This window comes from Fibrivirga algicola (assembly GCF_011742925.1).
Taxonomy (GTDB): domain Bacteria; phylum Bacteroidota; class Bacteroidia; order Cytophagales; family Spirosomataceae; genus Fibrella; species Fibrella algicola.
This window is the reverse complement of record NZ_WAEL01000001.1, coordinates 1,000,861-1,023,328: the sequence shown is the minus strand read 5'-3', so window position 1 is coordinate 1,023,328 and position 22,468 is coordinate 1,000,861. Positions and strand designations below refer to the sequence as shown.

General features: G+C 52.2%; 27 protein-coding genes. 12 read left to right on the top strand and 15 right to left on the bottom strand.

Annotation, left to right across the window (positions count from 1 at the left end; all coding sequences use genetic code 11):
* Position 1 precedes the first annotated feature (1 nt).
* The 11 genes from F7231_RS04150 to F7231_RS04105 form a co-directional block, all read right to left on the bottom strand.
* Positions 2-322, bottom strand: a complete 321-nt coding sequence (locus F7231_RS04150; protein WP_166690982.1) for a Rossmann-fold NAD(P)-binding domain-containing protein — start codon at positions 320-322, stop codon at positions 2-4.
* Entirely contained in the window at positions 319-1,191 is an 873-nt protein-coding gene (locus tag F7231_RS04145) for a DUF5131 family protein (protein WP_166690981.1), read from the bottom strand. Before F7231_RS04145 ends, F7231_RS04150 begins: the two co-directional genes overlap by 4 nt.
* A 58-nt stretch (positions 1,192-1,249) precedes the next feature.
* Positions 1,250-1,903, bottom strand: coding sequence for a DUF4494 domain-containing protein (locus tag F7231_RS04140; protein WP_166690980.1), 654 nt, complete (start codon positions 1,901-1,903; stop codon positions 1,250-1,252).
* Between the two features lie 34 nt (positions 1,904-1,937).
* Positions 1,938-2,549, bottom strand: coding sequence for a P-loop NTPase family protein (locus tag F7231_RS04135; RefSeq protein ID WP_166690979.1), 612 nt, complete (start codon positions 2,547-2,549; stop codon positions 1,938-1,940).
* Positions 2,550-2,579: 30 nt separating this feature from the next.
* Entirely contained in the window at positions 2,580-3,341 is a 762-nt protein-coding gene (locus F7231_RS04130; RefSeq protein ID WP_166690978.1) for an ATP-binding protein, read from the bottom strand.
* A 1-nt stretch (position 3,342) separates the two neighbouring features.
* Positions 3,343-4,353: a DUF4373 domain-containing protein gene (locus F7231_RS04125; RefSeq protein WP_166690977.1), complete on the bottom strand. Its 1,011-nt coding sequence runs from the start codon at positions 4,351-4,353 to the stop codon at positions 3,343-3,345.
* A gap of 8 nt (positions 4,354-4,361) precedes the next feature.
* On the bottom strand, positions 4,362-4,661 hold the full coding sequence (locus F7231_RS04120) for a hypothetical protein (RefSeq protein ID WP_166690976.1): 300 nt from the start codon (positions 4,659-4,661) through the stop codon (positions 4,362-4,364).
* Entirely contained in the window at positions 4,648-4,776 is a 129-nt protein-coding gene (locus F7231_RS27565) for a hypothetical protein (protein ID WP_262889633.1), read from the bottom strand. The genes F7231_RS04120 and F7231_RS27565 overlap by 14 nt, the downstream gene beginning before the upstream one ends.
* A 12-nt stretch (positions 4,777-4,788) precedes the next feature.
* On the bottom strand, positions 4,789-5,094 hold the full coding sequence (locus F7231_RS04115; RefSeq protein WP_166690975.1) for a helix-turn-helix domain-containing protein: 306 nt from the start codon (positions 5,092-5,094) through the stop codon (positions 4,789-4,791).
* Positions 5,091-5,345, bottom strand: coding sequence for a hypothetical protein (locus F7231_RS04110; protein ID WP_166690974.1), 255 nt, complete (start codon positions 5,343-5,345; stop codon positions 5,091-5,093). The genes F7231_RS04115 and F7231_RS04110 overlap by 4 nt, the downstream gene beginning before the upstream one ends.
* A 135-nt stretch (positions 5,346-5,480) precedes the next feature.
* Positions 5,481-5,756: a helix-turn-helix domain-containing protein gene (locus F7231_RS04105; protein WP_166690973.1), complete on the bottom strand. Its 276-nt coding sequence runs from the start codon at positions 5,754-5,756 to the stop codon at positions 5,481-5,483.
* Positions 5,757-5,864: 108 nt separating this feature from the next.
* On the opposite strand from F7231_RS04105, the gene F7231_RS27685 reads away from it, so the two are divergent.
* The 6 genes from F7231_RS27685 (at position 5,865) to lepB (ending at position 11,581) form a co-directional block, all read left to right on the top strand.
* A complete protein-coding gene (locus F7231_RS27685; protein ID WP_166690972.1) occupies positions 5,865-6,929 on the top strand; it encodes a S24 family peptidase in 1,065 nt (354 codons plus the stop codon).
* A complete protein-coding gene (locus F7231_RS04095; RefSeq protein WP_166690971.1) occupies positions 6,926-7,186 on the top strand; it encodes a hypothetical protein in 261 nt (86 codons plus the stop codon). The genes F7231_RS27685 and F7231_RS04095 overlap by 4 nt, the downstream gene beginning before the upstream one ends.
* The gene (locus tag F7231_RS04090) at positions 7,183-8,544 is read left to right on the top strand and encodes a tyrosine-type recombinase/integrase (protein WP_166690970.1); all 1,362 of its coding nucleotides are present in this window, start codon (positions 7,183-7,185) and stop codon (positions 8,542-8,544) included. The genes F7231_RS04095 and F7231_RS04090 overlap by 4 nt, the downstream gene beginning before the upstream one ends.
* A 91-nt stretch (positions 8,545-8,635) precedes the next feature.
* Positions 8,636-9,520, top strand: coding sequence for a DUF5683 domain-containing protein (locus F7231_RS04085; protein ID WP_166690969.1), 885 nt, complete (start codon positions 8,636-8,638; stop codon positions 9,518-9,520).
* Between the two features lie 21 nt (positions 9,521-9,541).
* A complete protein-coding gene (dapB, locus tag F7231_RS04080; protein ID WP_166690968.1) occupies positions 9,542-10,276 on the top strand; it encodes a 4-hydroxy-tetrahydrodipicolinate reductase in 735 nt (244 codons plus the stop codon).
* 144 nt (positions 10,277-10,420) lie between these two features.
* Entirely contained in the window at positions 10,421-11,581 is a 1,161-nt protein-coding gene (lepB, locus tag F7231_RS04075) for a signal peptidase I (protein ID WP_166690967.1), read from the top strand.
* A 118-nt stretch (positions 11,582-11,699) separates the two neighbouring features.
* Here lepB and F7231_RS04070 read toward each other — a convergent pair whose 3' ends face one another.
* From F7231_RS04070 to F7231_RS04060, 3 genes are all read right to left on the bottom strand, one after another.
* Positions 11,700-12,050 (bottom strand): 4Fe-4S dicluster domain-containing protein, encoded by a 351-nt coding sequence (locus F7231_RS04070; protein ID WP_085414569.1) that lies wholly within the window; start codon positions 12,048-12,050, stop codon positions 11,700-11,702.
* 156 nt (positions 12,051-12,206) lie between these two features.
* Positions 12,207-14,420 (bottom strand): transglycosylase domain-containing protein, encoded by a 2,214-nt coding sequence (locus F7231_RS04065; RefSeq protein WP_166690966.1) that lies wholly within the window; start codon positions 14,418-14,420, stop codon positions 12,207-12,209.
* Positions 14,421-14,570: 150 nt separating this feature from the next.
* Positions 14,571-15,545, bottom strand: a complete 975-nt coding sequence (locus F7231_RS04060) for a porin family protein (protein ID WP_085414571.1) — start codon at positions 15,543-15,545, stop codon at positions 14,571-14,573.
* 177 nt (positions 15,546-15,722) lie between these two features.
* Here F7231_RS04060 and F7231_RS04055 point away from each other — a divergent pair, with 177 nt between their 5' ends.
* From F7231_RS04055 to F7231_RS04030, 6 genes are all read left to right on the top strand, one after another.
* Positions 15,723-16,442 carry an SDR family oxidoreductase gene (locus F7231_RS04055; protein WP_085414572.1) on the top strand — a complete coding sequence of 240 codons (720 nt, stop codon included), beginning with the start codon at positions 15,723-15,725 and terminating at the stop codon, positions 16,440-16,442.
* Positions 16,443-16,474: 32 nt separating this feature from the next.
* Positions 16,475-17,194 (top strand): sulfite exporter TauE/SafE family protein, encoded by a 720-nt coding sequence (locus F7231_RS04050; protein WP_085414573.1) that lies wholly within the window; start codon positions 16,475-16,477, stop codon positions 17,192-17,194.
* Positions 17,195-17,292: 98 nt separating this feature from the next.
* Entirely contained in the window at positions 17,293-17,625 is a 333-nt protein-coding gene (gene trxA / locus F7231_RS04045) for a thioredoxin (RefSeq protein WP_085414574.1), read from the top strand.
* Positions 17,626-17,791: 166 nt separating this feature from the next.
* Complete coding sequence (locus tag F7231_RS04040; RefSeq protein WP_166690965.1) at positions 17,792-18,499, top strand: hypothetical protein; 708 nt, start codon at positions 17,792-17,794, stop codon at positions 18,497-18,499.
* A 97-nt stretch (positions 18,500-18,596) separates the two neighbouring features.
* Positions 18,597-19,628: a hypothetical protein gene (locus F7231_RS04035; RefSeq protein WP_085414576.1), complete on the top strand. Its 1,032-nt coding sequence runs from the start codon at positions 18,597-18,599 to the stop codon at positions 19,626-19,628.
* A 120-nt stretch (positions 19,629-19,748) separates the two neighbouring features.
* Entirely contained in the window at positions 19,749-20,819 is a 1,071-nt protein-coding gene (locus F7231_RS04030; protein ID WP_085414577.1) for an acetate and sugar kinases/Hsc70/actin family protein, read from the top strand.
* Positions 20,820-20,890: 71 nt separating this feature from the next.
* Here F7231_RS04030 and F7231_RS04025 read toward each other — a convergent pair whose 3' ends face one another.
* A complete protein-coding gene (locus F7231_RS04025) occupies positions 20,891-22,156 on the bottom strand; it encodes a low temperature requirement protein A (RefSeq protein WP_229364972.1) in 1,266 nt (421 codons plus the stop codon).
* Between the last annotated feature and the right edge of the window lie 312 nt (positions 22,157-22,468).

Sequence of the window (22,468 nt, the reverse complement as noted above, 5' to 3'; positions counted from 1 at the left end):
ATTAACTCTTACGATTACAGGGTAGAATCTTTCGGCTCAGGTACTGGCTTTTGCCTTTGGCGCTGGTTGGTTTTCCCATCTTTCGGGGAGCGGTGGGCGGCGGTTCGCGGAAGTAGTCAGCTACGTCGTAGCACTCTTTTTCAAGGCGGGTTAACTGAGCGAACTTGATTTCTATCTGCTCAATCTGTTCGTAGTAACGCTGGCGCTCGATCGCCGCAATCTCTTCGCTCAGCATCTCGAAAACCGTTAAGCCAGCCAGCGAACAGGCAAAGCGAATCTCACTACCGATATTGCCAGCGCCGATAACGATAACGTCGCTCATTTCGGAAACTGCTGAAAGCGGATAGTTGGCGGCCACATATTCGGGTTGGTACCGTGCCGATCCTGCCCGTCATTGATGCCGATCGCTTTAGCCAGGTACGTACCCGTTTGCTTCACCCAGCAGGCCACGTCAGCGACGTAGCACTCATCGACCAGATTCTCGATCCACTTCAATTCGCAGGGCCGGTACTTGTAGAATCCGGTTTCATTGCCTGATTCGCCACCAACGATTACCCAATCCAGATTAGGCAGGTAGGGTGCCAGTGACACCGATTCCAGTAACGGCTCAGCCGATACGAAGTATTTGGCGGCTGGCACCGACAGTAGATGCGGAATGCGCTTATCGGCCGTATGTTGATAGCCTGCCGACGTACCCAGCCACACGTTGACGGGCGGCTTGCCTTCCAGCCACAGCCCTAGCCAGTAGGCCAGATTAAGCATACCGCTGTCGTTGCTCGATAAGTTACAAGCCTGCGTGTGTGCCAACTCTAACGCCTTACGGATATTCTGCGGGCGTTTGGTCAGAATCTGGTACGTCAGATATGGGGTGCGCATAATGATCGCCAATGCCTCAAGCCGAAAGCTATCAATGTCTTTGTGCCAGAAATCCGTCAGTGACGAGGTGAATATTTTGGCCTGTACTTTAGGCAGCCGTAACGGCATCTTAAACGCGCCACCTGATTTAGTCGACGTCTGCGCGACGGTCTGCGCATCAAAGGCAAACAGGCCATCGGCGCCACGGTACATGTAGCAGAATTCACATTCCGACACTTTCTGCTTTGTGGTCGGGTGCGTGTCATAGACTTTATGGCAACCTCTGGCGATGTTCCAGGTATGGTCAGTCCACGATATATTACTGTTAAGGGCCATTGGCTTGAGAGAATTGCACCTACCGACAGTGGTGCCGGTAGGTGGGTGAGGGAGTGGGTTACGCTGAGGCAGGTGTCTGCCAACCACCCTGTGGCGCTGGCTTGCGGTGCGATACCGGCGTTTCTTTCGCCTTGCCTCTTCTGGGCTTTTCGGTAGCGTCGATGTCGCTATCGTTGGCGTCGGCTTTGCGATCAGGGAATTCAATCGACGTTTGATTGCTGGTTGCCGACTTCTTACCCTGGGCTTCCAGATCATCCATCCGGTTCAGCCAGTCGCCTTCCCAAATCTGGTTGCTGGGCATGTACACGGCCAGAATGGTCGTTACGTCGATGTTGACGATTTCGCGCTCAGTCAGTGAGCCTTTCAAGTGACCCTTAACCCGGTCTGATGCTTCGCGGTCGTTGAGCGCTGGCACGATAAAGGTTTCGTATTCAGTCTTGGCCTTACCGGTAAAGGTTTCGGTCTGGTACTTGGTCTTCACTTTCCAGAATGAGTCGCCTTCCTGAAAGGCAAAAAACAGCACGTCGGTCTGACCGATGGGTACACGCTTGAGCGCCTTTACTTCCAGTTCAGTAATCCGCTTTTTTAGGTGTTCGTACAACTGCCCTTCGGCATCAGCAAACGAGACAGCCTGATTCAGATACGATTCAGTAACAGGCTTTGGCTCGCCTTCAACGAGCATGGTGTAAGCGATTTTTGATTCAATCCACATGGCATTAGTAGGGGTTAAACTGGTTGAAAACTGATTATTTGAATGGGTACATGGTGCGGCAGGCGTCGCGCACTTCTGGATTATAGCCGTAGGTAAGGCCAGTCTTTTGCATGAATTCGTCGGCATCCCATTTGCCGGACTGTGGCTTAACGGTGTGGACCCGGTAGCCCATCGCCTGAAGCATATGCACGATGGTTTTGCCGATGCCAAAGTTTTCGCCGACCCGACTGCCCACTTTGGCGATGTAGGCAAACTGGCTTTTCTGTCCCCATTTATCGAAGCCAGGCGGGAAACCGCCAAAGTGAAAAAAGCCCTTATTGTCCCAGCCAGCCTCAACGATGAAATCAATGGAGTCGGGTACAAAGTCCTGCGTTATGCCTTGTATCAGCATGTGCAGCGTTGCCGTTGTGCATAGCCAGGCGTTTTCCTGCCGGTCGTAGATCACAAGCCCCGACTTGTCAATGTCAGGATCAATGCCTGCGATATAGCGGGCATGGCGGCTGATCGTAGGCACGACGTAGCCAGCCTCGGCCAGCAGCACGGAATCGCTTTTAGGCTGGCGAACAGGCGTGTTTCGCTTTGGCTTGGCGACGACGGCCGGCAACGTACCTGCTTCTGCCTTCTGCTTGGGGGTCTGGTAGGCCATGTCTACTTTCTTCGTGATGGGGTGATGAGATTAGATGCGCATTGATTCCATATCTTCCGGAAACTCAACCATGTTGAACATCTGGTACAGCCGATCCATTGTCCGCTCGGAATACCGTTTTTCGAGTTCATCGAGCGACAGGTTGGTCGTGATGTGCGTCTTAGGGCCACGGCAGTTGTTGTAGCGGGCTTCCAGAATGGTGATCATGATCTCTTCCTTTCCGAAGTTGCTGGCTACCTTTTCAGCGCCCAGGTCATCGAAGCAAAAGCCGCGGTGGGTCTGGTTGTAATAGTTAGCCAGGTGCGCATTGAGCACCATTTCAGAGTACTTCTCAATGGTCGCCTCGGCGTTATCCTTTTTGCCGTACTCGTTGACGATATCAGCCGTCGGTTTCCATTCGAAGCCCTGGAATGGATTGCGGGCAAACAGGCGCATGATCACCGACTTACCGGTTCCTTTGCCACCGTGCAGCAGCAGCCCTTTCCTGAGCGACAGGCCGGCGTTCATCGCTCCCCGTTCGTCACCCATGAAGTAGAAGACCAGCGCTTCGTAGATGTGGGCCGTGTGGGCCGGAATGACGAAGGGGTTTTCCCACTGTTCGCGCTGAGCCAGTTCCTGACCGCGCTGCATGATCAGTTGATGCAGGTCGAACGGGGTTTGTGGTCCACGGATTGACATGTCAAGCTGAGCAATCTTTTCCAGCGTCCGTTGCCGTTCGTAGCCGATCCGTTGGCGCTTTGCCTGCAACGCTGCTTTGAGGGCTGCTTTCTCTTCGTCAGGCGTCAGGAACACGTTAGATAGACTCAGGTGTGCTTCCTGGTCTAATGAGCTTGTTTCCTCGCCACTTGGCCGTTGCTCCACTTGTGGACTTGGCATCAATGCGGCCAGGCGTTGGGGTTCTCTTGTCCGGTTGGTTTCCATTGCTGAATTTTTCTTGATTCTGTTTCCAGGTTGACAGCCTTCCGGCCAAATCGAATGTTTCGCGGGTACGCCATAGCTCTTTGCCGTTGTCGGCCTTCTTCTTGGCGTTCTGAGTAATGGCTGTCCAGTGGGCTAGAAATTCGTTGTAGAGGTCAGCCGGATACTTGTCGAGGTTGGCTTTGTAGTAGTCACGGCATTGCTCCTGTAGCATCCCGTCGCCGTAGGTGCGTTTATCCACAGTGGCCGACTTTTTCGCGGCCGGTGCCTCATTTGGGACTACCGGTGTCGTGGGCTTGGCAAAGCTGGGCGTTTGCCGTAAGGCAGAAGGATAAGAAGAGGGAACAACCTGAGTTGGCGCATCGGTCGCGTCAGCGACACCAGATCTATCCTTACCTAGATCGTTACTTGATCCATTTTTTTTACTTTCCTCTTCTTTACTTTCCTTTACTTTACTCTGTGTAGTTTCTGTCACAGAAACCCCCGTTTCTGTAGTTTCTGCGACAGAAACTACAGCAGAATCGGGTTTCGGTGAGTTTCTGGCCCGGTTACGCTTTTCGAAGACGGGCTCAAGCACCCTGTTCAAGTCAGGACAGATCAGCAGTCCGGCGTCATTCCGTGAGAAAAACCCTATTTTTTCGGCAAGCTGTAGCAGGCTGTGGATTTCTGTGACAGAAACCCCCAGGTCGCCCGATAGTAATTCGAGTTCTAAGTCATCAGTGCAGAGCTGCGTATGATCTGAATCAGTCAGAATCTCAAGAAGCATCAGCGTTAAGCCATACCCAGCCGCACCGAAGTTGGAGCGAATAGCTTTCACGCGCCGATCGTTGCGGAAGTCGGCATTATGCGTGAAGTATTCGGCGTTGTATCGTGCGGGCCTTGCCATAGCTGATCTCAGTTAGTGGCGAAGTCAATGCTCAGTAGATTAGCTTGGCAGACGTACTCGCTGAACGTATCCAGAAACTCAGCCAGTGACCCGCTCATCAGGCGATACACCTGCTCAATGCTGGCAGCGATGTCATTGCTGGCTACCTGCCAGCTATTGGCCACGTACGTCCATTTGGTGAGCAGATATACGTAGGTGCATTCGAGCACGGCCAGTTCCTGCACAGTTGCCTGGTCGCCAATAACAGCCGGTCCGGTCAGCATGCTCAGGTCGTGAGCCAGCGTATTGATTGATTCAGTGTGAGGCATGGTAAATGCGGGAAAACAGCGTGATGATTGTGAGAGCAAATGAGCCGACGGCGACTAATACAATGACTGTGCAGAGAATGGCTTCGCGAAAACGCAGAGAACGGGGCTTAGTCATGATATAGATGGTTTAGAATTGCGCGATAAATGCATCGAGATCGGCGGGCGTAATCCGGTAGTCGCCAGCCGTGATTTCGCGGGCTTTGAGTCGGGCGGTCTTACCACCCTTGGCCCGGCGGCCTTCTTTGATGAAGGTGCGCACCGTGTCGACCGAGTAGCCGATTTTCTCCGCTACTTCCTTGATGGTGTAGGCGTGTTTGACGTGCGCAGTACGTGCCTGCAACTCACGCAGGTCAGCGGCAAAGCCTTCGTTGGCTTTGGTCAGCATGGCCTGAAGGTCATCAGGCGACATAGTGAATACGATTTGCTGATTCATAAAGGGCAGGTACGTAGGTAGTTGCGTGTTTCAAGCCAATCACTCTGATCGTCAGCCTGCTCAGGCTTAGGCTCTGTGGCCCATATCCAGCCCATTGGCGTCAGGAGCAGGTAGGCATCACCCGGACCGCCAACCGCCTGAGCCCGGTCAGAACCGGCCGCTACGGCCCGCAGACCCTCGCAGAAGTCGGCACCGGTCAGCAGGGCGTATTGCTGGGCGAAGGGGAAAAGCTGGGTGGCAGAACAGATCATCGGCGTTGTTGCTAATTCGATGACCAAAGGTATACATTAATATAAATATCTGTCAAGTATCGAGATAAAAAAATATTGACAAATATTTACAGACACCTTTTCCTGTCATACGCCCTTCCCTGCCGACGAGCTGGCTTAGGCTGGTGTTGCTACTGGCGCAACTGGTTTTTTTTCGGGCTTTGAGCCACCGGTCTTTATCTCTTCTAGCTCGCTAATTGCCGTTCGTATCTTTTTAAGCGTAGCGATGCTTGCGTTGTTCTTGCCGTTGATAATCAACGACATGCCGTTAATACTAATGCCTGCCTGACGGGCAATGACGTTGTTTCCCAGCCTACGTACGTCAGCAGCCAATTCGTTCAATTCTTTTCGTGTGAGCACTACAGCGGGCCCACTACCCTTGTGTCTTCCCATAATTCGCTATCATTAATTGATGGTTATTTATATCACTATTTGACCGTTCAAGGAAAACATTGACACTTAATCGAAGCAAATATAAATACTTGTCAAGTAATTAACAACGTGAAAAAGAAGGAGCAGATGGTTTTAGTGGGGAAGGGGGTGCCTTTAGCACCCGAGAGTAGTAAGCGGGCGGGTCGGCCCGCTGGCCAGGGTGAAACTCCTGACGCCTTACGTATCCAGTCTGGTAGGCGTACGCGGCTTAAACTGGTTATTGATGAGCACTTCGAGGGCAACCAGACGGCCTTCGCCTCAGCCGTCAGTATGCAGCCAACCGGCGTTTCGCATCTTCTAAAAAAACGGACGATTACCGACGAGGTTTGTTTGAAAATAGCAACATACGTAGGTATATCTGCGCAATGGCTGCTTTCGGGTGAGGGGCAGATGGGTGACCCGCCACCGCCACCTGCTCCGGACCGGATGATAAGTGAGGGGCAACGACTGGCAGGGTATCGGCAAAAGAGGGGAATGTCGAAGCGGGCATTGGGGATATTGATGGGACTGGCTCCGGGGTCGGCTAGTGTAAGTGTGAGTAAGTATGAGGAAACCGAGCAGCTGGAGCCCAAAACAAAACAGGCGCTGGCTAGGGCGTTTCAGGTGGACGAGGCGGAGATGCGAGCGATTCTTGGTGGTTATACGCACTTGGTAAAACCCGTTGCGCTACAGGAAGAAAAAATCCCTATCCCATTCATACCCGTCCGGGCGCGCGCAGGCTTTGCCCGGTCGAGTATTGTAGAAGAGTCGCACGTGATGTATGGTAGTGAGTTAGACGTTGTCTACGTCAGCCGGGACGTATTGAAAGCCGGGTATGAGACAGAGCGAAGCCGCAAAGACAAAGTATACGTCATTGAGGTGGACGGCGATAGCATGGAGCCCCTATTGCATCCAGGGTATGAAGTGACCGCTTACGTAGTCGATCCAGGGGACTGGCCGTATACCACTGGTGTGGTAGCCGTGCAGTACCGGGATGAATTTGTCATCAAGCGCATTCGCGACAACAGGCTCGAAGAAGATGGGCGATTGACGCTGCATTCAGACAATCCGCTGGGCGGCTCGATTACCGTGCCACGCAGCGAGATACGGCAGATTTTCGAGATCGATGAAATCGTGAAAGGCAAAGTGAAATGAAATACTTGATACCTGTTCTTCTTATACTGTTGCTGGGCTGCTCGAAAAAGGAGCCCGAAATCTGCTATACCTGTACAACCGTGACTAGTTACCAGGCCATAGGAGCCAACCCAACCGGTTACGTCCCTGCCACTCAGACGGCAGTAGCGGACGTATGCGGCGACGGGGCCCGCGATGCCAAACTGAACGGCGCCAACATGGTCGTTAATCTGGGGAGTTATTACGCTAAACTGGTAACCACCTGCCCGGCCAAATGAGCGCAACGGTTGATCGGTATCTACGCAACGACCAGCCCGATAAAGCTGGTCGTTTTGCAATCATGCTGGCCGTGTACTGGTCAGGGAACCGGGTGCGGTTGTCGAGTGGTGAGAAAGCGCTGCCGGCCGAATGGGATGACGAAAAAAAGCAGGTACGTACCCGGGTGAAATTCTCATCCGACATCAACCAGCGGTTGAGCACCTACGCCAGTGGCCTGAACAGCTTTGTCTACCAACAGGAAAATGCGGGCGTCGTGGTCACCGAGGATATGGTTCGCGCCGAAAAGGAGCGCATTCGGGTCGAGTTGCTGGGTAAGGCAAAACCCACCGCAGCGCCCTCTCCTATCGTTTCGCCCTACCCGTCGATCGATGCGTTTGGGTTGCAGTTTCGCGCCGAGATGAAAGCTCAGAAGTCGAAAGCCTGGGACACGACCACCGAAACGGTACTCAAGCACCTGAAAGCCTACCGGCCGGATCTGGACTGGCCCGATTTGGATATCGGCGTTCTGAATTTATTCAAGGTGTATTTGCAGGATGAACTGTCGCTGGCTGATACGACGATGAAAGCCTACGTGGCCATGCTGCGGGGGCTGCTCAAGTATGCGGCCCAGAAGCGAATGCCGGTACCGCCTGACTTTACCTGGCTGGAATCCCGCTCGGCATCTGATCCGATTCTGCCGGAGCTAAACTGGCACGACCTCAACCAGCTGCGCGACGTGACGATCCGCGATAAGCAACTGACGCATTCGTCAGCGGTGCCCCTTCGCGTCTACGAAGACACGCGCTGGTATTTCGCGATGGCAGCCAGTACAGGCCTTCGCCATTCTGATCTGTGGCAGCTACAGACCCCGAAGCTCATGCAGATTGACGGAATCGACTGCCTGGATGCGGTGCAGCAGAAAACCGGCAAACGGGTACCTATACCCCTCAATGATTACGCGCTCGGGTTTCTCGAATCGCGGCCCAGTGGTCCACCGCCTGACCTCTACAACTATAACTACTGTCTGAAAGACGTGGGTAAACAGGCTGGCTGGTTACGGCCGGTTGTGCTGGGCAGCTTTTACAAGGGCCGCATGGTTGCCGAGACAATGGAGCTCTACAAAGCGGCGAATAGCCACATGGCCCGCAGGACGTTTGCTACGCTGATGTCAAACGGGGGCATGCCCACCCGGACGCTACAGGAAATCATGGGACACGTGGCAATTTCCTCAACCGGTAAGTACGTCAAAGTGTCGAGCTCGACGGTCGTGTCGCAAACGATGGACGCCTGGAAACGGGGCACCAACGCCTCTACTTCCGAAACTAGGGGCGTAGATAGTGCCAGCAGTCCAGGGGAAACCCCAACAATACCCAACTGACGTACATTGGTAACGCGCAATTGCGTAGTTTTGTAGGGTGTTTGGCCGGGTTTAGCAGGGACCAAACTTAAGATTCATTAACAAGAGTACAGTGTCATTTCGACCGGCGTTTACGTTACGAGCATGGCTACAAACGTTCGCGCCGGTCGCGTTATTACCGGGTAATGAAGTGAAAAACAAGTTTCTGTTTTCTGGGATAATCTATCAATTCGTCGGGCCGGTTCGGCAAGTGGCTGGGTACATGCTGTTGGTCTTGACTTGCTTACTCGGCCTGTCAGGTACGTTGCTAGCTCAAACACCCGATACTACGCGACAGCGGCCCGTTATTCGCCCCGGCGTACCAGCCCGAACGGATACACTCACGCCAAAGATGGCCACAGAAAATGCTGCGTTGCTGGTTGATTCCTTATTGGTCGATAGCGACACCGATAGCGTTTCGACCGACACCGTTCAGCTATCTGACAAGGTGAATGCCGAGATTCGGAAGATCGTTCCTAAACGCGCGGCCCTGCTCTCATTAGCCTTACCGGGACTGGGACAGATCTATAACGGGCAGAAATGGAAGGCCCCTGTGATTTATGCCGGTTTCGGCACATTCGGCTATTTCATTGTAACCTACACAGGAAATTACCAGACGTACCTGACCGCTTACAGAACAGCGTCCGCAATGACGGTAAATCCTGTTACGCAAGCCCCCATCACGGACCCACGCGAGAAAACAGCCGTAGTGAACGGTCGGCCGCTCGACCTTAATCAACTAAAGCAGGGCACAGACTTCTGGCGGCGGTGGCGCGACTATAACATTATTTTCACGGCGCTGTTCTGGGGCCTGAACGTGGTCGATGCCAATGTGACGGCTCACCTAAAAACGTTCGACCTCTCGGATAGCCTCACTCTGAAGTACTCCCCTACCGTCATTCCGTCACCCTCAGGCTTTGTGCCCGGTGTCAAGCTGACCATGAATTTTAAAAAGTAGCGTTTAACAAGTGACGTACGAATGAATATTCTCTTACTCGGGTATGGCAAAATGGGCAAAGCCATCGAACAGATTGCCCTCGACCGTGGTCACCAGATCGTGGGGCGCATCGACTTGAGCAACCGCGCTGACCTCGACGCCCTCGCCGATGATGCCGTTGATGCCGTTATTGAATTCAGTTCGCCCGAAGCAGTTGTCGAGAACCTTCGGTATTGTATCCGTCGGGGCTGGGCTGTGGTCTGCGGTACAACTGGCTGGCTGGCACAGCGGGCCGGGATCGAGGCTGCCGTGCAAGAACGGGGCAGTGCGTTTTTCTACGCTTCCAACTACAGCATTGGCGTTAATCTGTTTTTCCGATTGAATAAAACGCTGGCCAAGTTCATGCATGATTACCCAAGCTACCATGTGTCGATGACGGAGGTACACCATACCGAGAAAAAAGACGCGCCATCGGGCACGGCCATTACCCTGGCCGAAGGATTACTCGATCACCTGCCCCGCAAAAATCGCTGGGCCGTGTCGGAAGCCGACAAACCAGCCGAAGGCGACACTGCTGATGCCATCGTCATCGATTCAGTGCGTGAAGGCACCGTACCGGGTACGCACATTGTCCGGTTCGAATCGGACGTAGATCGGATCGAGATTTCACATGTAGCCCACAGTCGGCAGGGGTTTGCGGTTGGCGCGGTCGTTGCGGCTGAGTGGCTGGCCACACGTCATGGTATCTTCGGAATGGACGATTTGCTCGGAGAATGACGAGCAGGCCTAATGACCGGACGGGCGGTTAGGCGATAGCAGCCAAATCATTGTATTTTTGTCAACCAAATAAGGTTCATCGGCCGGATTTCTGGAGGCATAGCGATCCATTTTTCAGGCCATGAGTCATGAACATCTTTTCCTGTGTCTGAAGTCAACACAAAAACGAAGACCGGTACCCCGGTTCGGAAAAAATCAGCCATTCGCGAGTGGTTCGATTCCGTTTTGTTTGCGGTCGTAGCCGCTACATTAATCCGCTGGCTCTTTATGGAAGCCTTCACCATTCCGACCCCTTCAATGGAGCGGAGCCTAATGGTGGGTGACTTTCTGTTCGTCAGTAAGTTTCATTATGGTACCCGCACACCTAAAACGCCATTGCAGGTACCACTGACACACCAGAAGATATGGGGTACCGAAATTCCATCGTATCTCGACTGGATCCAGTTGCCGCAGTTCCGGCTACCAGGTTTCACGAGCGTGAAAAACGGGGATGTTGTGGTCTTTAATTTCCCACCCGAAGATCAGTATCCAACCGACCTGAAGACGAACTACATCAAGCGGTGTATGGGTATCGCAGGCGATGTGCTCGAGGTACGTCACCGGCAAGTGTACGTAAACGGGAAAGCAGCCGAAATTCCGCCGAAATCACAGATGTCGTATTTCATTGAAACGACGAAAGGAGACCTCGACGATGCCTTCTTCCGGGAATACGACATAATCAATGACTACCCAAGCAGCACATTTAACTGGCAACCAATTGAGCAGGTCGATTCAGTGTCGAAGGCAAACAAGGTTGTGGGCTACAAACTGAACACGACGGCTGAGACAATCGAAAAGCTGAAAACGCTTGATTGGGTGAAGAAGGTGACACCCTACGATGAAGAGCCTGGTCAGACGCTGCCCGTCTATTCACAGATCTATGGTGGCAGTAAATTCAACTGGACAGTCGACAATTTTGGACCAGTGACGGTGCCGAAAGAAGGGGTTACCGTTCAACTCGACGAAAAAGCGATCGCTATTTACGGTACGGTGATCAAGAAGTACGAAGGCAACGAGAATGTTGAGGTTACCGACAAGGCGATCACTATTGGTGGTAAAGCCATTACGTCATATACCTTCAAGCAAAACTATTACTTCATGATGGGTGATAACCGGCACAACTCCCTCGATTCGCGCTTCTGGGGCTTCGTTCCAGCCGACCACATCGTAGGTAAAGCCGTATTTATCTGGATGTCGATTGATCCGAACCCAGCCAACGCCGCCAACAAAATCCGCTGGAACCGGCTGTTTAGTGTCGTGCACTAATCTATAGCCTAGTAAGTCGTTTAACGAATAAGTCCTGAGTCTGGAAAGTTGCAACTAAGCAATGACTTTCCAAACTCAGGACTTATTCGTTAAACGACTTACTAGACCGTAGTGCAGACTACTCTTCTGCGTGCAGCCAAGCTTTCTTGGCTAACAGCGTTTCTTCGTCTTCTTCGTGTTCAGGATCGGGCACGCAGCAATCTACCGGGCAAACGGCAGCACACTGCGGCTCTTCGTGGAATCCCTTGCACTCAGTACATTTATCAGTAACGATGTAATAAAACTCGCTGGAAACGGGCGTCTGGGGTGACTTACCGCTAACAACGGTACCGTCACCAAAATCGACAACATCGAGGGCCGTACCGCCACCCCATGTCCACTCGACACCACCTTCATAGATGGCCGTGTTGGGGCACTCTGGTTCGCAGGCACCACAATTGATGCACTCCTCAGTAATCATGATGGCCATAATCGAATCAATTTAGCTGGCTAATAGTCGGGGACTGATAATGAGACAACAAATATAATTATTTAAAGTTGACCGAAGGAAGAAAAAAGTAGCATTTCGTTGCTTCCACATACCTGTTTATGTAGTGAGTGCGTACCTATAACTACCACTCATTCGCTATTGATCCACCTCAGCCTCGGCTCGTTTCTTCTCTTCTTTCTCGCGTCGCTTCTGCTCGCGTCGCTCCTGCCGAAGTTGCTTTCGGGTCTTCACTGTATCGGTGGCAGCGGGCTCATCCGTTGGGCGGGCGGGCCGTACAACCGCTGGTTCATCGGCTGACTGTTGGGGCGATTTCTGATCGTCGTCGGGATTTCCATTCAGCAACCGGTTGAACAGGTCGTCCATGCCACCGCCTTCATCGGCGGGGTCTGTACCCAAGCTATCCGATTCGTAGTAATCCTGCGGGAGTACCTGCTGCCGGAGCCCTTCGCGCAACCGAACATCATAAAAGCCATAGGCACCGCTATCGGGTTGTGTAAGCCCCCGTTTAGCCATAATCCGGCCAATGATCTTGAAATAGCCCCGCACATTACGTACCTGAAGCGAGCCATCGGGCTGGAAATAGTTCAGCGCTTTCTTAGGACTCGGAATCACGAACGCCAGGAAGATACTTTCTCCCAGGTTCAATTCGGCGGGCGACTTGTCAAAGTAATACCGGGCGGCTTCGCCAATTCCATAGATGTTTTTGCCCCACTCAATAATGTTCAGATAGACCTCGAACATCCGCTCTTTCGATACCAGGCGCTGGTTCTCCATAAGCCAGACAATCAGGATCTCTTCAACCTTCCGCGACAGTGTTTTATTTCGATTCAGAAACACGTTCTTCACCAATTGCATCGACACGGTGCTGGCTCCCCGTTTAAATGACCCCGCCTTGTAGTTAGTAGCAATAGACACCCGAAATGCTTTTTCATTAAAGCCTTTATGGGTGAAAAAATTGTAATCTTCCGAGGTAAGCACCGCATTTCGCAGATCTGGTGCGATGTAATTGAGCGGCGTAAAATCAACGTTACCCGGCCCAACGGCAATGTCACGAACGGGTTTATCTTTTTCGTAAGGGGTATAGATAAACGGCTGGTTGATCCGCCGAAAATCCGTTCGTCCCATACCGAGAATCCTGAAATTATCCGACGTTAACCCCGAATCAAACTTTACGGAATCAGGCATGGCGGTGTCGAAATTGAACACCAGATCGTAGCGCAGTTTACCGGCTACTTTCATGCCGTCGAGTGAGGCGAACAAACCACGTGGGAATGAATTGAAGAGCGCCTGCGCATCGAGGTCATCGGTGTGAAGTTGCACATCGAACACCTTGCCCGTTCCCGCTTCGGCGTCAGGAAGCGTGTACTTTACAAACGGGTGAGCCTCTACCTCACCAAGATGCAGTGTTGAACTGCTATCGACGCCCACATAGTTCTCGCCCACAAACAGGTTGGCATCTACGGCGGCGCGCTGCACTAGCACGTCGTTGGGCGAGAGCGCCGGATGGTTCAGGCGCAGATTTCGCACCGAGCCTACACCCTCGAGCCTGAACTCGCCGCCAGACCGGTCTACGTCGCGCAGCTCGGCGTGAAGCGTGTCGGCTTGTGCTTTTAATTTAAACCGCTGTTCCAGGTAGTTAATCTCCAGCGGCTTCCCAACGGCATACAGATCTACGTTATACTCTTTATCAGATGGCGACGCCTCGCCTGTAATGTGCCAGATCGCTTCATTCTGATTCAGCAGAAACGTCGACGTAACATCACCATTATCGATTCGAATCTCGGAAGCCAGCAAGTTCTGCTGTTTACCATCATCGATTACCCGAAGATCGAAATTGCGGACGTTCAGGTCGTCGGGAATCTTGGTCAGGATGTTCTCAATCAGGTTCTCGGCGACATCGGCCAGATCAGTGCGGTTGCGTTTACGCGTATCGGTTGAGTCTTTCTTGCGTTTTAGGATCGAATCCAGGTTAGTTAGCGAATCGCGCTTAACGACCTGAAAAAAACCATTTTCGACCGACAGTTCTGACAAGGCAACCGTACCGACCATCAGCGGCCATAATCTGACACGTACCTGAACCCGATCTATGCGGGCCAGACTATCCCGATTTTCGGGCACTACCGACACATCAGTTACCGACAGCGACGTGAGTCCGGTAAACGTAGCTGAGCCAACCCGTAAGGTCAGGTCGTAATCGCGCTTGGCTTTTTTGACGGCCCGTTCAATGGCGATGTTGAGCAGGCGCTCGCGTTGTGTGTAAGCGTAAACGGCTCCAGCGATACTCAGCACCAGCAGCGTTAGGGCTGTCCAGGCAGCATAGCGTAGGGCCTTGCGTTTGTTAATTGGCATTTCGTTGCGAATAGTGCCGCAAAAGTACGGATTTCAGCAAGTGAACGCTACCCAACCCGTCGGCATTGTTATCTGAACTGTGTATAAAGCAAAACGGGTAGCAATGCCACCCGTTTTATATGTCGTTAAATTCAACTTGAGTGAGCGGTTTTACCGGCTTCCCAATGGGAACAGATAACCCAGTGATAGTTGACCCAAAATTGGTTTACCGGGTACATTGCCAAATTCGCTGCCTGTGGCTGTCGATCCCAGCGAGTAATAGCCACGGGCTTCGACCGTAATTTTGCCAGACCCTGCCGGAATACCAACACCTAATCCAAGGGCACCGCCATACCCAATAACAGTCTCTGAATTAGATGGACGCGATTCGAGTGAGTAGGCACCATAAGGACCAACATTGACAAAGAAACGGGTATTGCCTTGCTGCCCAAACTGAAACTTGGCTAGCAACGGCACTACCAGACTATTCAGCGATTCCGTCGTTGTGATACGGCTTGTGCTGGTCAACGTAACCACTTTGTAGTAGTCCTGTTGGAAATTGATTTCGGGTTGAAATGCAACAGCACCATTACCAAACTGGAAGACCACGCCGGCGTGGAAACCAAACATAGGATCAGGTGTCAGGTCAATGAACCCACCGGTTCCGTTCGCCACCCGGAGTTTTTCAAGGTAGGTGCTGTAGTTTCCGCCAGCCCGTACGCCGATGTAGGTACGTGCCTCCGTACCTGTCGATTCAACAGCACGTCTGTCAGCGCGGGTAGCCATTTCATCGGGCGACCGGCGACCTTTTCTACCTGTATCCGGCGTGTTAGGCCTGTTTTTCACGCCGTGAAGTTCATCGTACATCTGCTGCTTTTGTGCTGCGTCCATCGCCGCCGCATTTTCAGGTTCTGTACTTGGGAAAGTCAGCGTAGAGGCCGACGGGCCTGTAGTTACGGCTACGGGTTTGGTAGTTGCCGTTTTTTTCGCTGCTGTAGTTGTCGAAGTAGGGGTTTTTGCAGGAGTTGCCGTACTCTTAGTGGTTACGGATTTTTTAGCCGTAGTTGTTTTCTTCTTAGTCGTTGTCTGGGCTGTAGCAACCGATAAGCAGAAGCAGAGAAAAAAGAAGGCTAAGAATGACTTCATATAGCGATGTAGTTAAACGATGGTTTTGATAGTAAACAAAGGTGACTGCTTATTAAGTGACTTGCTATTTCATTTGAGGTAACGGCTTTCGTAGTTGACCAAGCGGCCCGATAATCCCTTTCTTTTGAAACAAAGGTGGAGGTTTCTGATTTTACCTGTAACGAATTCAGGTACACAATGACAACGCAACATCCTAAAACAGCCCTGATCACAGGCGCAAATAAAGGCATTGGTTTTGAAACGGCCCGTCAATTGGCTAAACGCGGTTTCGCCGTATTTGTTGGCTCACGCGATATCGCGAAAGGTCGTGCTGCCGCACAAAGCCTCTGCGATGAAGGCTATGAAGCTACGTTTATTCAACTAGATGTTACTGATCCGGTAAGCATTAAACAAGCGGCAGGTACTTTTTCGCAGAAGGCGAACCACCTGGATGTACTCATCAACAATGCTGCTATTCTGGAAGATCATGGCGAAACAATTGTAAAACTCAACCCCGAACTACTGGATCGCACCCTGACAACAAACGTGACAGGCACCATCATGGTCATTCAGGACTTTCTACCCTATCTTCAGAAGAGCCCCAATAAAGAACAGATCGGCACCCGGATCATCAATATATCGAGCGATGTAGCGGCACTCGGCACCATGCAAACGTATGCGCCAGCTTACAGCATCTCAAAAACAGCCCTCAATGCGGTGACCCGGCAGTTTGCGGCTGCCTTACCCGGTATAGCTGTTAACTCGGTCAGTCCCGGTTGGGTACGTACCGATATGGGTGGGGCTGGTGCATCACGTTCTGTCGACAAAGGTGCCGAAACGATTGTGTGGCTGGCCACCGACGCGTCAGCCTCCGAAACAGGTAAGTTCTGGCGCGACAAAAAAGAGATTGAGTGGTAGTTTTGCCATTGCAAGCATCTCTTACTAGATCCATGATTCTTCTCTTAGTCGCTCTCTTCATCGTTGGGCTCATTTATGCATCGGTGGGGCATGGCGGGGCTAGTGGCTACATCGTAACCATGACGTTGCTTGGGGTGGCCCCCGCCGTGATTAAGCCTACGGCGTTGCTACTCAATTTATTCGTATCGTCGGTCGCCTTCATCCAGTTTTACCGGGCCGGGCACTTTCGGTGGGCAACATTCTGGCCATTCGCCCTCACGAGCATTCCACTGGCTTTTCTGGGTGCGCGACTCCCCTTGTCTGATCAGCTCTACAAGCAATTGCTAGCCGTTTGCTTGCTCTTGCTGGTGGCGCGATTGATCTGGGCCGCCCGCACAGATGATACCGATACCAAACCGATTCCGCTGGGTGCCGGGCTGCTCACCGGGGGGGTTATTGGTTTGCTTTCGGGCATGCTGGGTATTGGCGGTGGTATCATTCTAAGTCCACTTATGCTATTTTTTCGCTGGGCCAATACCCGGCAAACGGCGGCCACATCGGCCCTGTTCATCTTTGTCAACTCTGTTTCGGGGCTGGTGAGTCTACTGGCAAAAGGCTATACGCCCGATCCACAGCAGTACGCCTGGATCGCGGCTGCATTTGCCGGTGGGCTGGTGGGCGGTTATCTGGGTAGCCAGCGGTACAGCATTCCTACCCTGAGGTACGTACTTGCAGCGGGTGTGGCTGTGGCTTGTTTGAAGCTTTTGTTGTAGCTGGTTCAGGGCCGCTCAATGGGTCGGGGGAACTAAAGCCTACAGGCGGGGTTTATGCCATTGAAAGAAATTTGAACGCTATAAAATCAAGTATAATCATGGCAGCAGGATCACGGGCTATCGAAGCCACTGACGCTAATTTCAACGATCTCATCAATTCAGACATCCCCGTTCTGGTCGATTTTTGGGCCGAATGGTGCGGCCCCTGTAAAATGATCGGACCCGTTGTGGAGCAGCTCGCCGATGAGTACGATGGCAAAGCGGTTATCGCCAAAATGGACGTTGACCAAAATGCACAGGTACCCATGCAGTTCGGCATTCGCAGTATTCCAACGCTGATGGTATTCAAAAACGGCCAGATGGTCGATAAAGTGATTGGTGCGGTACCCAAGTCGGTACTGGAACAAAAACTGAAAGCACAGATGGCTTAACCGCCTCAGCTCATCAACAACACTAAAAGCCAGCCTTTCGGGTTGGCTTTTTTGTTGGTCAAGTCTGGCGATCATTGGGCCAGTCCCATAACCGTTTATCCGTATTGCCCGTTGTAGGTTCCAGACAACATTGTAGTATTGTTCCGTCAATCACGACTAACTAAACATGGCCGATTCTGCAAAGAATTCTGACAAAAGTTTTGGTGATAAGCTGCTAGGCTTCTTCATCAAAGAAGACCCAAACGCTGCCAACGTACCCAGCGATCGCCCGGCTCCTGCTCAGCCAGCGCCACCAGGGGCAGCTCTCCCAATACCTGCACCTGCGCCCACGCAGGCGGGCACTGTTTCGGGAACGGTTGATACCAAGTTCATCGACCATTTCGCGTCGGTGCTCAGTAAGGCCAATCTGCAGGGACCAGATTATTTTGAGTTTCGGGATATCCTGATCAACCTCAGCAATCTAGGTTTGCCGGAAGAGAAGCAGTATCAGGCCGCCTGGGCCAGCTTCAAAGCGATGGCCGCTACCGGCGATCCGAATTTTCTGGCAAAAGCCGCTAACCAATATTTAGCAGCGCTGAGCGCCGACCGCGACGCGTTTCTAAAAAGTGTTGAGGCCGCTACCCAGGAACGCGTTGGTGGTTTACAAGCCGAGCAGACAAAACTTCAGGCCGACAACGAAGCTATTGCAAAACAGATTGCCGACTTGCAACAGCGGGCCAACGCCAACACTGAACGGCTGACTAAAATCAGCGGTGAAGTAATTGAGCAAAGCGCGAAGATCAACCAGAACCGGGCCAACTTTGAAACGACCTACGCCACCTTTACCGATCAGATAAAAGGCGATATCTCGAAAATTGCCACCTACTTGAAATAGGTTTACGAATTAGCTGTTGCGTCGTTGAAGACTTGACATCAGCGCAACGGCGACATGCAAACGCGACAAAAATCCTTCTCTAAACTTTTTTATAACTATGGCTTCTCCTGATTTTTCACAATTGGCGGGCGGTAATGCCAGCGACAGCACGAAAGGGTCGTTCTGGAGCCGTCCGGAAGGCATCACCGGTATGCTCATCTTGGGCGCGCTCGGAGCAGTTGGCCTCGTGTACTTCAACCGGATCATGGAATTTCTGATCCGCGCTACTGAGAACACGCTGTACCTGGCCTTCCTGTTGGGCGCGCTGGCGCTGCTGGTTTTCCTGTTTACCAGCCGCGATGTACGGACCGCAGCCTTCTTTTTGTACAAGACCCTGATGCGCAAAATCACCGGCACGGTTATTCAACTGGACCCAATTGCCATCATGAAGATTTACGTGCAGGACCTACGCGAGAAACGCGAGAAAATGCAGGGGCAGATCGATACGCTGGCTGGTCAGTTGGTGAAACTGAATAAGAAAATAAACGAGAACAACGACTCCATTAAGCAGAAATTCGCGGAAGCCAACAAAGCCAATGAACTGGCCGCAACGAGACCAGGTATGAGAGAAGCGGCCAACCTGGCCACGATGGAAGGCGCCGGATTACAGGAAATGAACGAAAAGCTGCTTCCACTTCAGCGGAACATGAAACTCGTGCTTGAGTTTATGGAGAAGGTCAATAAATCGGCCGACTACCTGATCAAAGAGACCGATATCAAAGTAAAGCTGAAAGAGACCGAGTACCGCATTGTTAAAGAAAGCTCCAACGCCCTGAAAACGGCCGTAAGTATCTTCAAGGGTAACCCGGACAAGAAGTTTTATTTCGATGAATCGATGGAGTATATCCAGGATGACATGAGCAAAAAGCTCGGCGAAATGAAACGGGCCATGGATCTCTCGATGGACTTCATCAATGGGGTCGACATTCAGAACGGTATGCTGTCTGATAAAGGGCAAAACCTGCTTGAGGCGTATAACAAAGGTGAATTCTCGTTCGTCCAACTTAATGCGCCTGCCGCCGACCGCCCAGCCGAAGCCCGGGTGATCAATCCTCCGAAAGACGAAGGCTACCGGAGCCTGCTCGACTAGTACCACTAAGCGAGCGATTGGCAATAGGCTGTCTCCTGACCCGGTCTACGGTGGCAACGCTCGCTTTTCCAATTTCCGGATCTATCTGGTCAATATTTTTCCACTCTTTACATAGTCTCCATGAACCGATTAACCACTGCGGGCCGCCTGATGATCACGGCTCTAGTTTTAGCCCTCATTTATTTTGGTCTCAAGTATGTAGCCGGCGTTGACCTGATCCAGAAGTTCAAGGCTGGTAATAAAACCGAACAAACCGACACCTCGTCGCCAACCCTGCCTTCGGGCGAACAATCGGTTGCGGTTGAAGAAGGTACTGGCGGTAGCGAGGCATCGACAGACGAAGCGTCAAGCGGATCGCCACAGGCCGGTAGGCAGAGCGGCACACGGGCAGCGTTTAATTTCCAGGCACCGGAGCCACAGGGCGGCAAGCTCAAGGGCGTGGTCGAACTGGGCGCCAGCGGCTTCAATTCGTTCATTGTTCGGGTTGACGATCAAAAACGCTGGAAGCTCGAAAAAGCCGATTTTGGCAACAGCCTCGTGCTGGAGAATATGGCAACTGATCTCGACATTCGGGCCGGTCTGAAACAATACATTGCCAACATGCTCAACTTCGGAGTCAACGGTCGCGAGATTCAGTTTGTGGTGAGTTCGGGTGCTTTGAAAGCCGAAACAACCCAGAAGATCATTAAGAACCTGAAGGCCCTGAATTATGTGGTGAACACAGTTACGCCCGAACAGGAAGGTCGACTGGCACTGCGCGCTGCCCTGCCTGCCGAGTTCGACGACAATTCATTTGTGGTTGACATTGGCTCGGGTAACACCAAGATCTCGTGGAAAAATGCCGGGAATGTAACGGCCGTTGAAACCTATGGTGCCAAGTACTTCCAGAATGGTGACGACGACGCCAAGGTGTATGACGAGGTGAAAAGTAAAGCCAAGCAGGTGCCCGCCGATCATCGGAAAACCTGTTTCATCATCGGCGGTATCCCGTTTGAATTAGCCAAGCAGGTACGTGTCGGTAAAGAGCGTTATACCGTGCTCAAGCTGCCTGCCGACTATGCTGGCGAAAATGCCAAGCAAAAGGCCGGGATAAACATCTACAAAGGCGTTGCCGATGCCACGGGTACCCAACAGTTCGTGTTCGACTGGGATGCCAACTTCACCATCGGTTATCTGCTGTCGCTGAAATAACCGCGTAGCTTACGATTTACCTAGCTATGGCTGGTTAACGTGCAATTGGGTACGTTAACCAGCCATTTTTGTTATCCGTTCCCCACTCCCTCGTCAACGCGCTCTGTACTTTCGGGGGCCTGCGGCGATAGCTGATCACTGAAAATTAAAGCGGTAATGACCGCTGACATCACAAACAGAAGCGCCAGTGTGCTTAACTGAGTAAAGACGCCAACTAACAGCAAAACCGCCCCTGCTCCGATGCGGGCAATCAGGCCCCGGCGAAAACTCGTGTGGGTCGGACCAGAGTTGAGCGTTGTCATGCTAATTACGGCATCGGCAAACAGGTACGTTACCACAGTGCCGATGAGCAGCCAGTGCTTATCAAATGTCAGTGCGGGGTCATCTACCGCCCTGATTGCATGCGACAAAGCAACACCACAGAGCGTTAGCGCAACGGTTAAAGGCAAGTGAATGTACAGCCAGAGCGTGTATTGCCGCACCGACGATTTGGCCTCCTCTCCGTCTGCGTCACGATTTTTGGCCAGCTTTCGAACTGCATCGTCATCCAGCCGGTCGAAATAAGCCCACCAAAGGCCGATGATAATTACCCCGCCTAGTATTGTAACGAAAAGCGCCGTTGGTGTGAATCGAGCTTCCATCAAGCCCATCACCAGACCCGATACCGACTGCCCCAGCACCAGGAGAGTAAACAGCCCGTACCGCTCGGGCAGATGGCGAACATCGGGCGGAAATTTGGTGTGCAGTTGGCTACCCGACGTCAGGGGTGTAGCCAACTCAATAAGTAAGGCCACCGCCCACAGTGCATACCGATATGGCGGATCTACAAAGACAGAACCGATCCAGACGGCAACGGAGATCGAAAAGCCGATCAATATTACCCGGGTATAGGGACGGGCCTCCGGAACAAACACCCAGGCTCGTCCGTAATCAATCAGTAAGATGCCCCGTACAACAGCGTACGACAGGGCATACACCAACGATAAGTCAGCGGTTGCCCGCTGAATGGAGGCGGCCAGAATAACCAGGCCAATTAGTTGCGCGCTCCCCAGAAGCCGATGAACGGTATCTTCTGCCGTATCGAACCGGGTGGCGTAGTGAGTCTGCCCGTTCCAGAGCCACCATACGGGTACATATAGTAGCAGAAATTCCAGCAGATCATCACTTGATATCGACGTCGTACTGAGCCGCATTGCCAACTGCATAATGATGGTTGTGTAGGCCAGATCATTTAGTAGCTCAGCCCAGGTAGTTCGCCGTTCGCCGTGGGTTTCTTTTGTTCGCAAACGCGGAATACTCCGCTTTTCTTTATCCTGGTCGGCCATCTGGTTGAGCATGTTCTAGCTACTTAACGGGATTTAGAGACCAGCGTCCCGAAAACTGAGTAGCCCGCCCTGCTACACCTCGGCATCATTCGGGGGCCAACGAAAATAGCGCAACAGCCTAACTAACTATGTGCTATGTCTGGCGGGTTCAACCAACCTAACCCACTCCCTAAGCCCAAGACAGGTGGTCATTTTTAACAAAATGACCACTCAATAAATCCATGATGAGCCCGAGGCTGATTTTCTTCAACTTTATAAATAGAAGCCGACAGGGCAATTGAATCGAGTTCTGTTATACCTGCCAGTAGCTGCTGACAGATAGCA

Bases quoted from the DNA above. Each gene is read 5' to 3' on its own strand.
- F7231_RS04150 (WP_166690982.1), bottom strand. From the start codon at position 322: ATGAGCGACGTTATCGTTATCGGCGCTGGCAATATCGGTAGTGAGATT.
- F7231_RS04145 (WP_166690981.1), bottom strand. From the start codon at position 1,191: ATGGCCCTTAACAGTAATATATCGTGGACTGACCATACCTGGAACATC.
- F7231_RS04140 (WP_166690980.1), bottom strand. From the start codon at position 1,903: ATGTGGATTGAATCAAAAATCGCTTACACCATGCTCGTTGAAGGCGAG.
- F7231_RS04135 (WP_166690979.1), bottom strand. From the start codon at position 2,549: ATGGCCTACCAGACCCCCAAGCAGAAGGCAGAAGCAGGTACGTTGCCG.
- F7231_RS04125 (WP_166690977.1), bottom strand. From the start codon at position 4,353: ATGGCAAGGCCCGCACGATACAACGCCGAATACTTCACGCATAATGCC.
- F7231_RS04120 (WP_166690976.1), bottom strand. From the start codon at position 4,661: ATGCCTCACACTGAATCAATCAATACGCTGGCTCACGACCTGAGCATG.
- F7231_RS27565 (WP_262889633.1), bottom strand. From the start codon at position 4,776: ATGACTAAGCCCCGTTCTCTGCGTTTTCGCGAAGCCATTCTCTGCACA.
- F7231_RS04115 (WP_166690975.1), bottom strand. From the start codon at position 5,094: ATGAATCAGCAAATCGTATTCACTATGTCGCCTGATGACCTTCAGGCC.
- F7231_RS04110 (WP_166690974.1), bottom strand. From the start codon at position 5,345: ATGATCTGTTCTGCCACCCAGCTTTTCCCCTTCGCCCAGCAATACGCC.
- F7231_RS04105 (WP_166690973.1), bottom strand. From the start codon at position 5,756: ATGGGAAGACACAAGGGTAGTGGGCCCGCTGTAGTGCTCACACGAAAA.
- F7231_RS04095 (WP_166690971.1), top strand. From the start codon at position 6,926: ATGAAATACTTGATACCTGTTCTTCTTATACTGTTGCTGGGCTGCTCG.
- F7231_RS04090 (WP_166690970.1), top strand. From the start codon at position 7,183: ATGAGCGCAACGGTTGATCGGTATCTACGCAACGACCAGCCCGATAAA.
- dapB (WP_166690968.1), top strand. From the start codon at position 9,542: ATGAATATTCTCTTACTCGGGTATGGCAAAATGGGCAAAGCCATCGAA.
- F7231_RS04070 (WP_085414569.1), bottom strand. From the start codon at position 12,050: ATGGCCATCATGATTACTGAGGAGTGCATCAATTGTGGTGCCTGCGAA.
- F7231_RS04065 (WP_166690966.1), bottom strand. From the start codon at position 14,420: ATGCCAATTAACAAACGCAAGGCCCTACGCTATGCTGCCTGGACAGCC.
- F7231_RS04060 (WP_085414571.1), bottom strand. From the start codon at position 15,545: ATGAAGTCATTCTTAGCCTTCTTTTTTCTCTGCTTCTGCTTATCGGTT.
- F7231_RS04055 (WP_085414572.1), top strand. From the start codon at position 15,723: ATGACAACGCAACATCCTAAAACAGCCCTGATCACAGGCGCAAATAAA.
- F7231_RS04050 (WP_085414573.1), top strand. From the start codon at position 16,475: ATGATTCTTCTCTTAGTCGCTCTCTTCATCGTTGGGCTCATTTATGCA.
- trxA (WP_085414574.1), top strand. From the start codon at position 17,293: ATGGCAGCAGGATCACGGGCTATCGAAGCCACTGACGCTAATTTCAAC.
- F7231_RS04040 (WP_166690965.1), top strand. From the start codon at position 17,792: ATGGCCGATTCTGCAAAGAATTCTGACAAAAGTTTTGGTGATAAGCTG.
- F7231_RS04035 (WP_085414576.1), top strand. From the start codon at position 18,597: ATGGCTTCTCCTGATTTTTCACAATTGGCGGGCGGTAATGCCAGCGAC.
- F7231_RS04030 (WP_085414577.1), top strand. From the start codon at position 19,749: ATGAACCGATTAACCACTGCGGGCCGCCTGATGATCACGGCTCTAGTT.
- F7231_RS04025 (WP_229364972.1), bottom strand. From the start codon at position 22,156: ATGCTCAACCAGATGGCCGACCAGGATAAAGAAAAGCGGAGTATTCCG.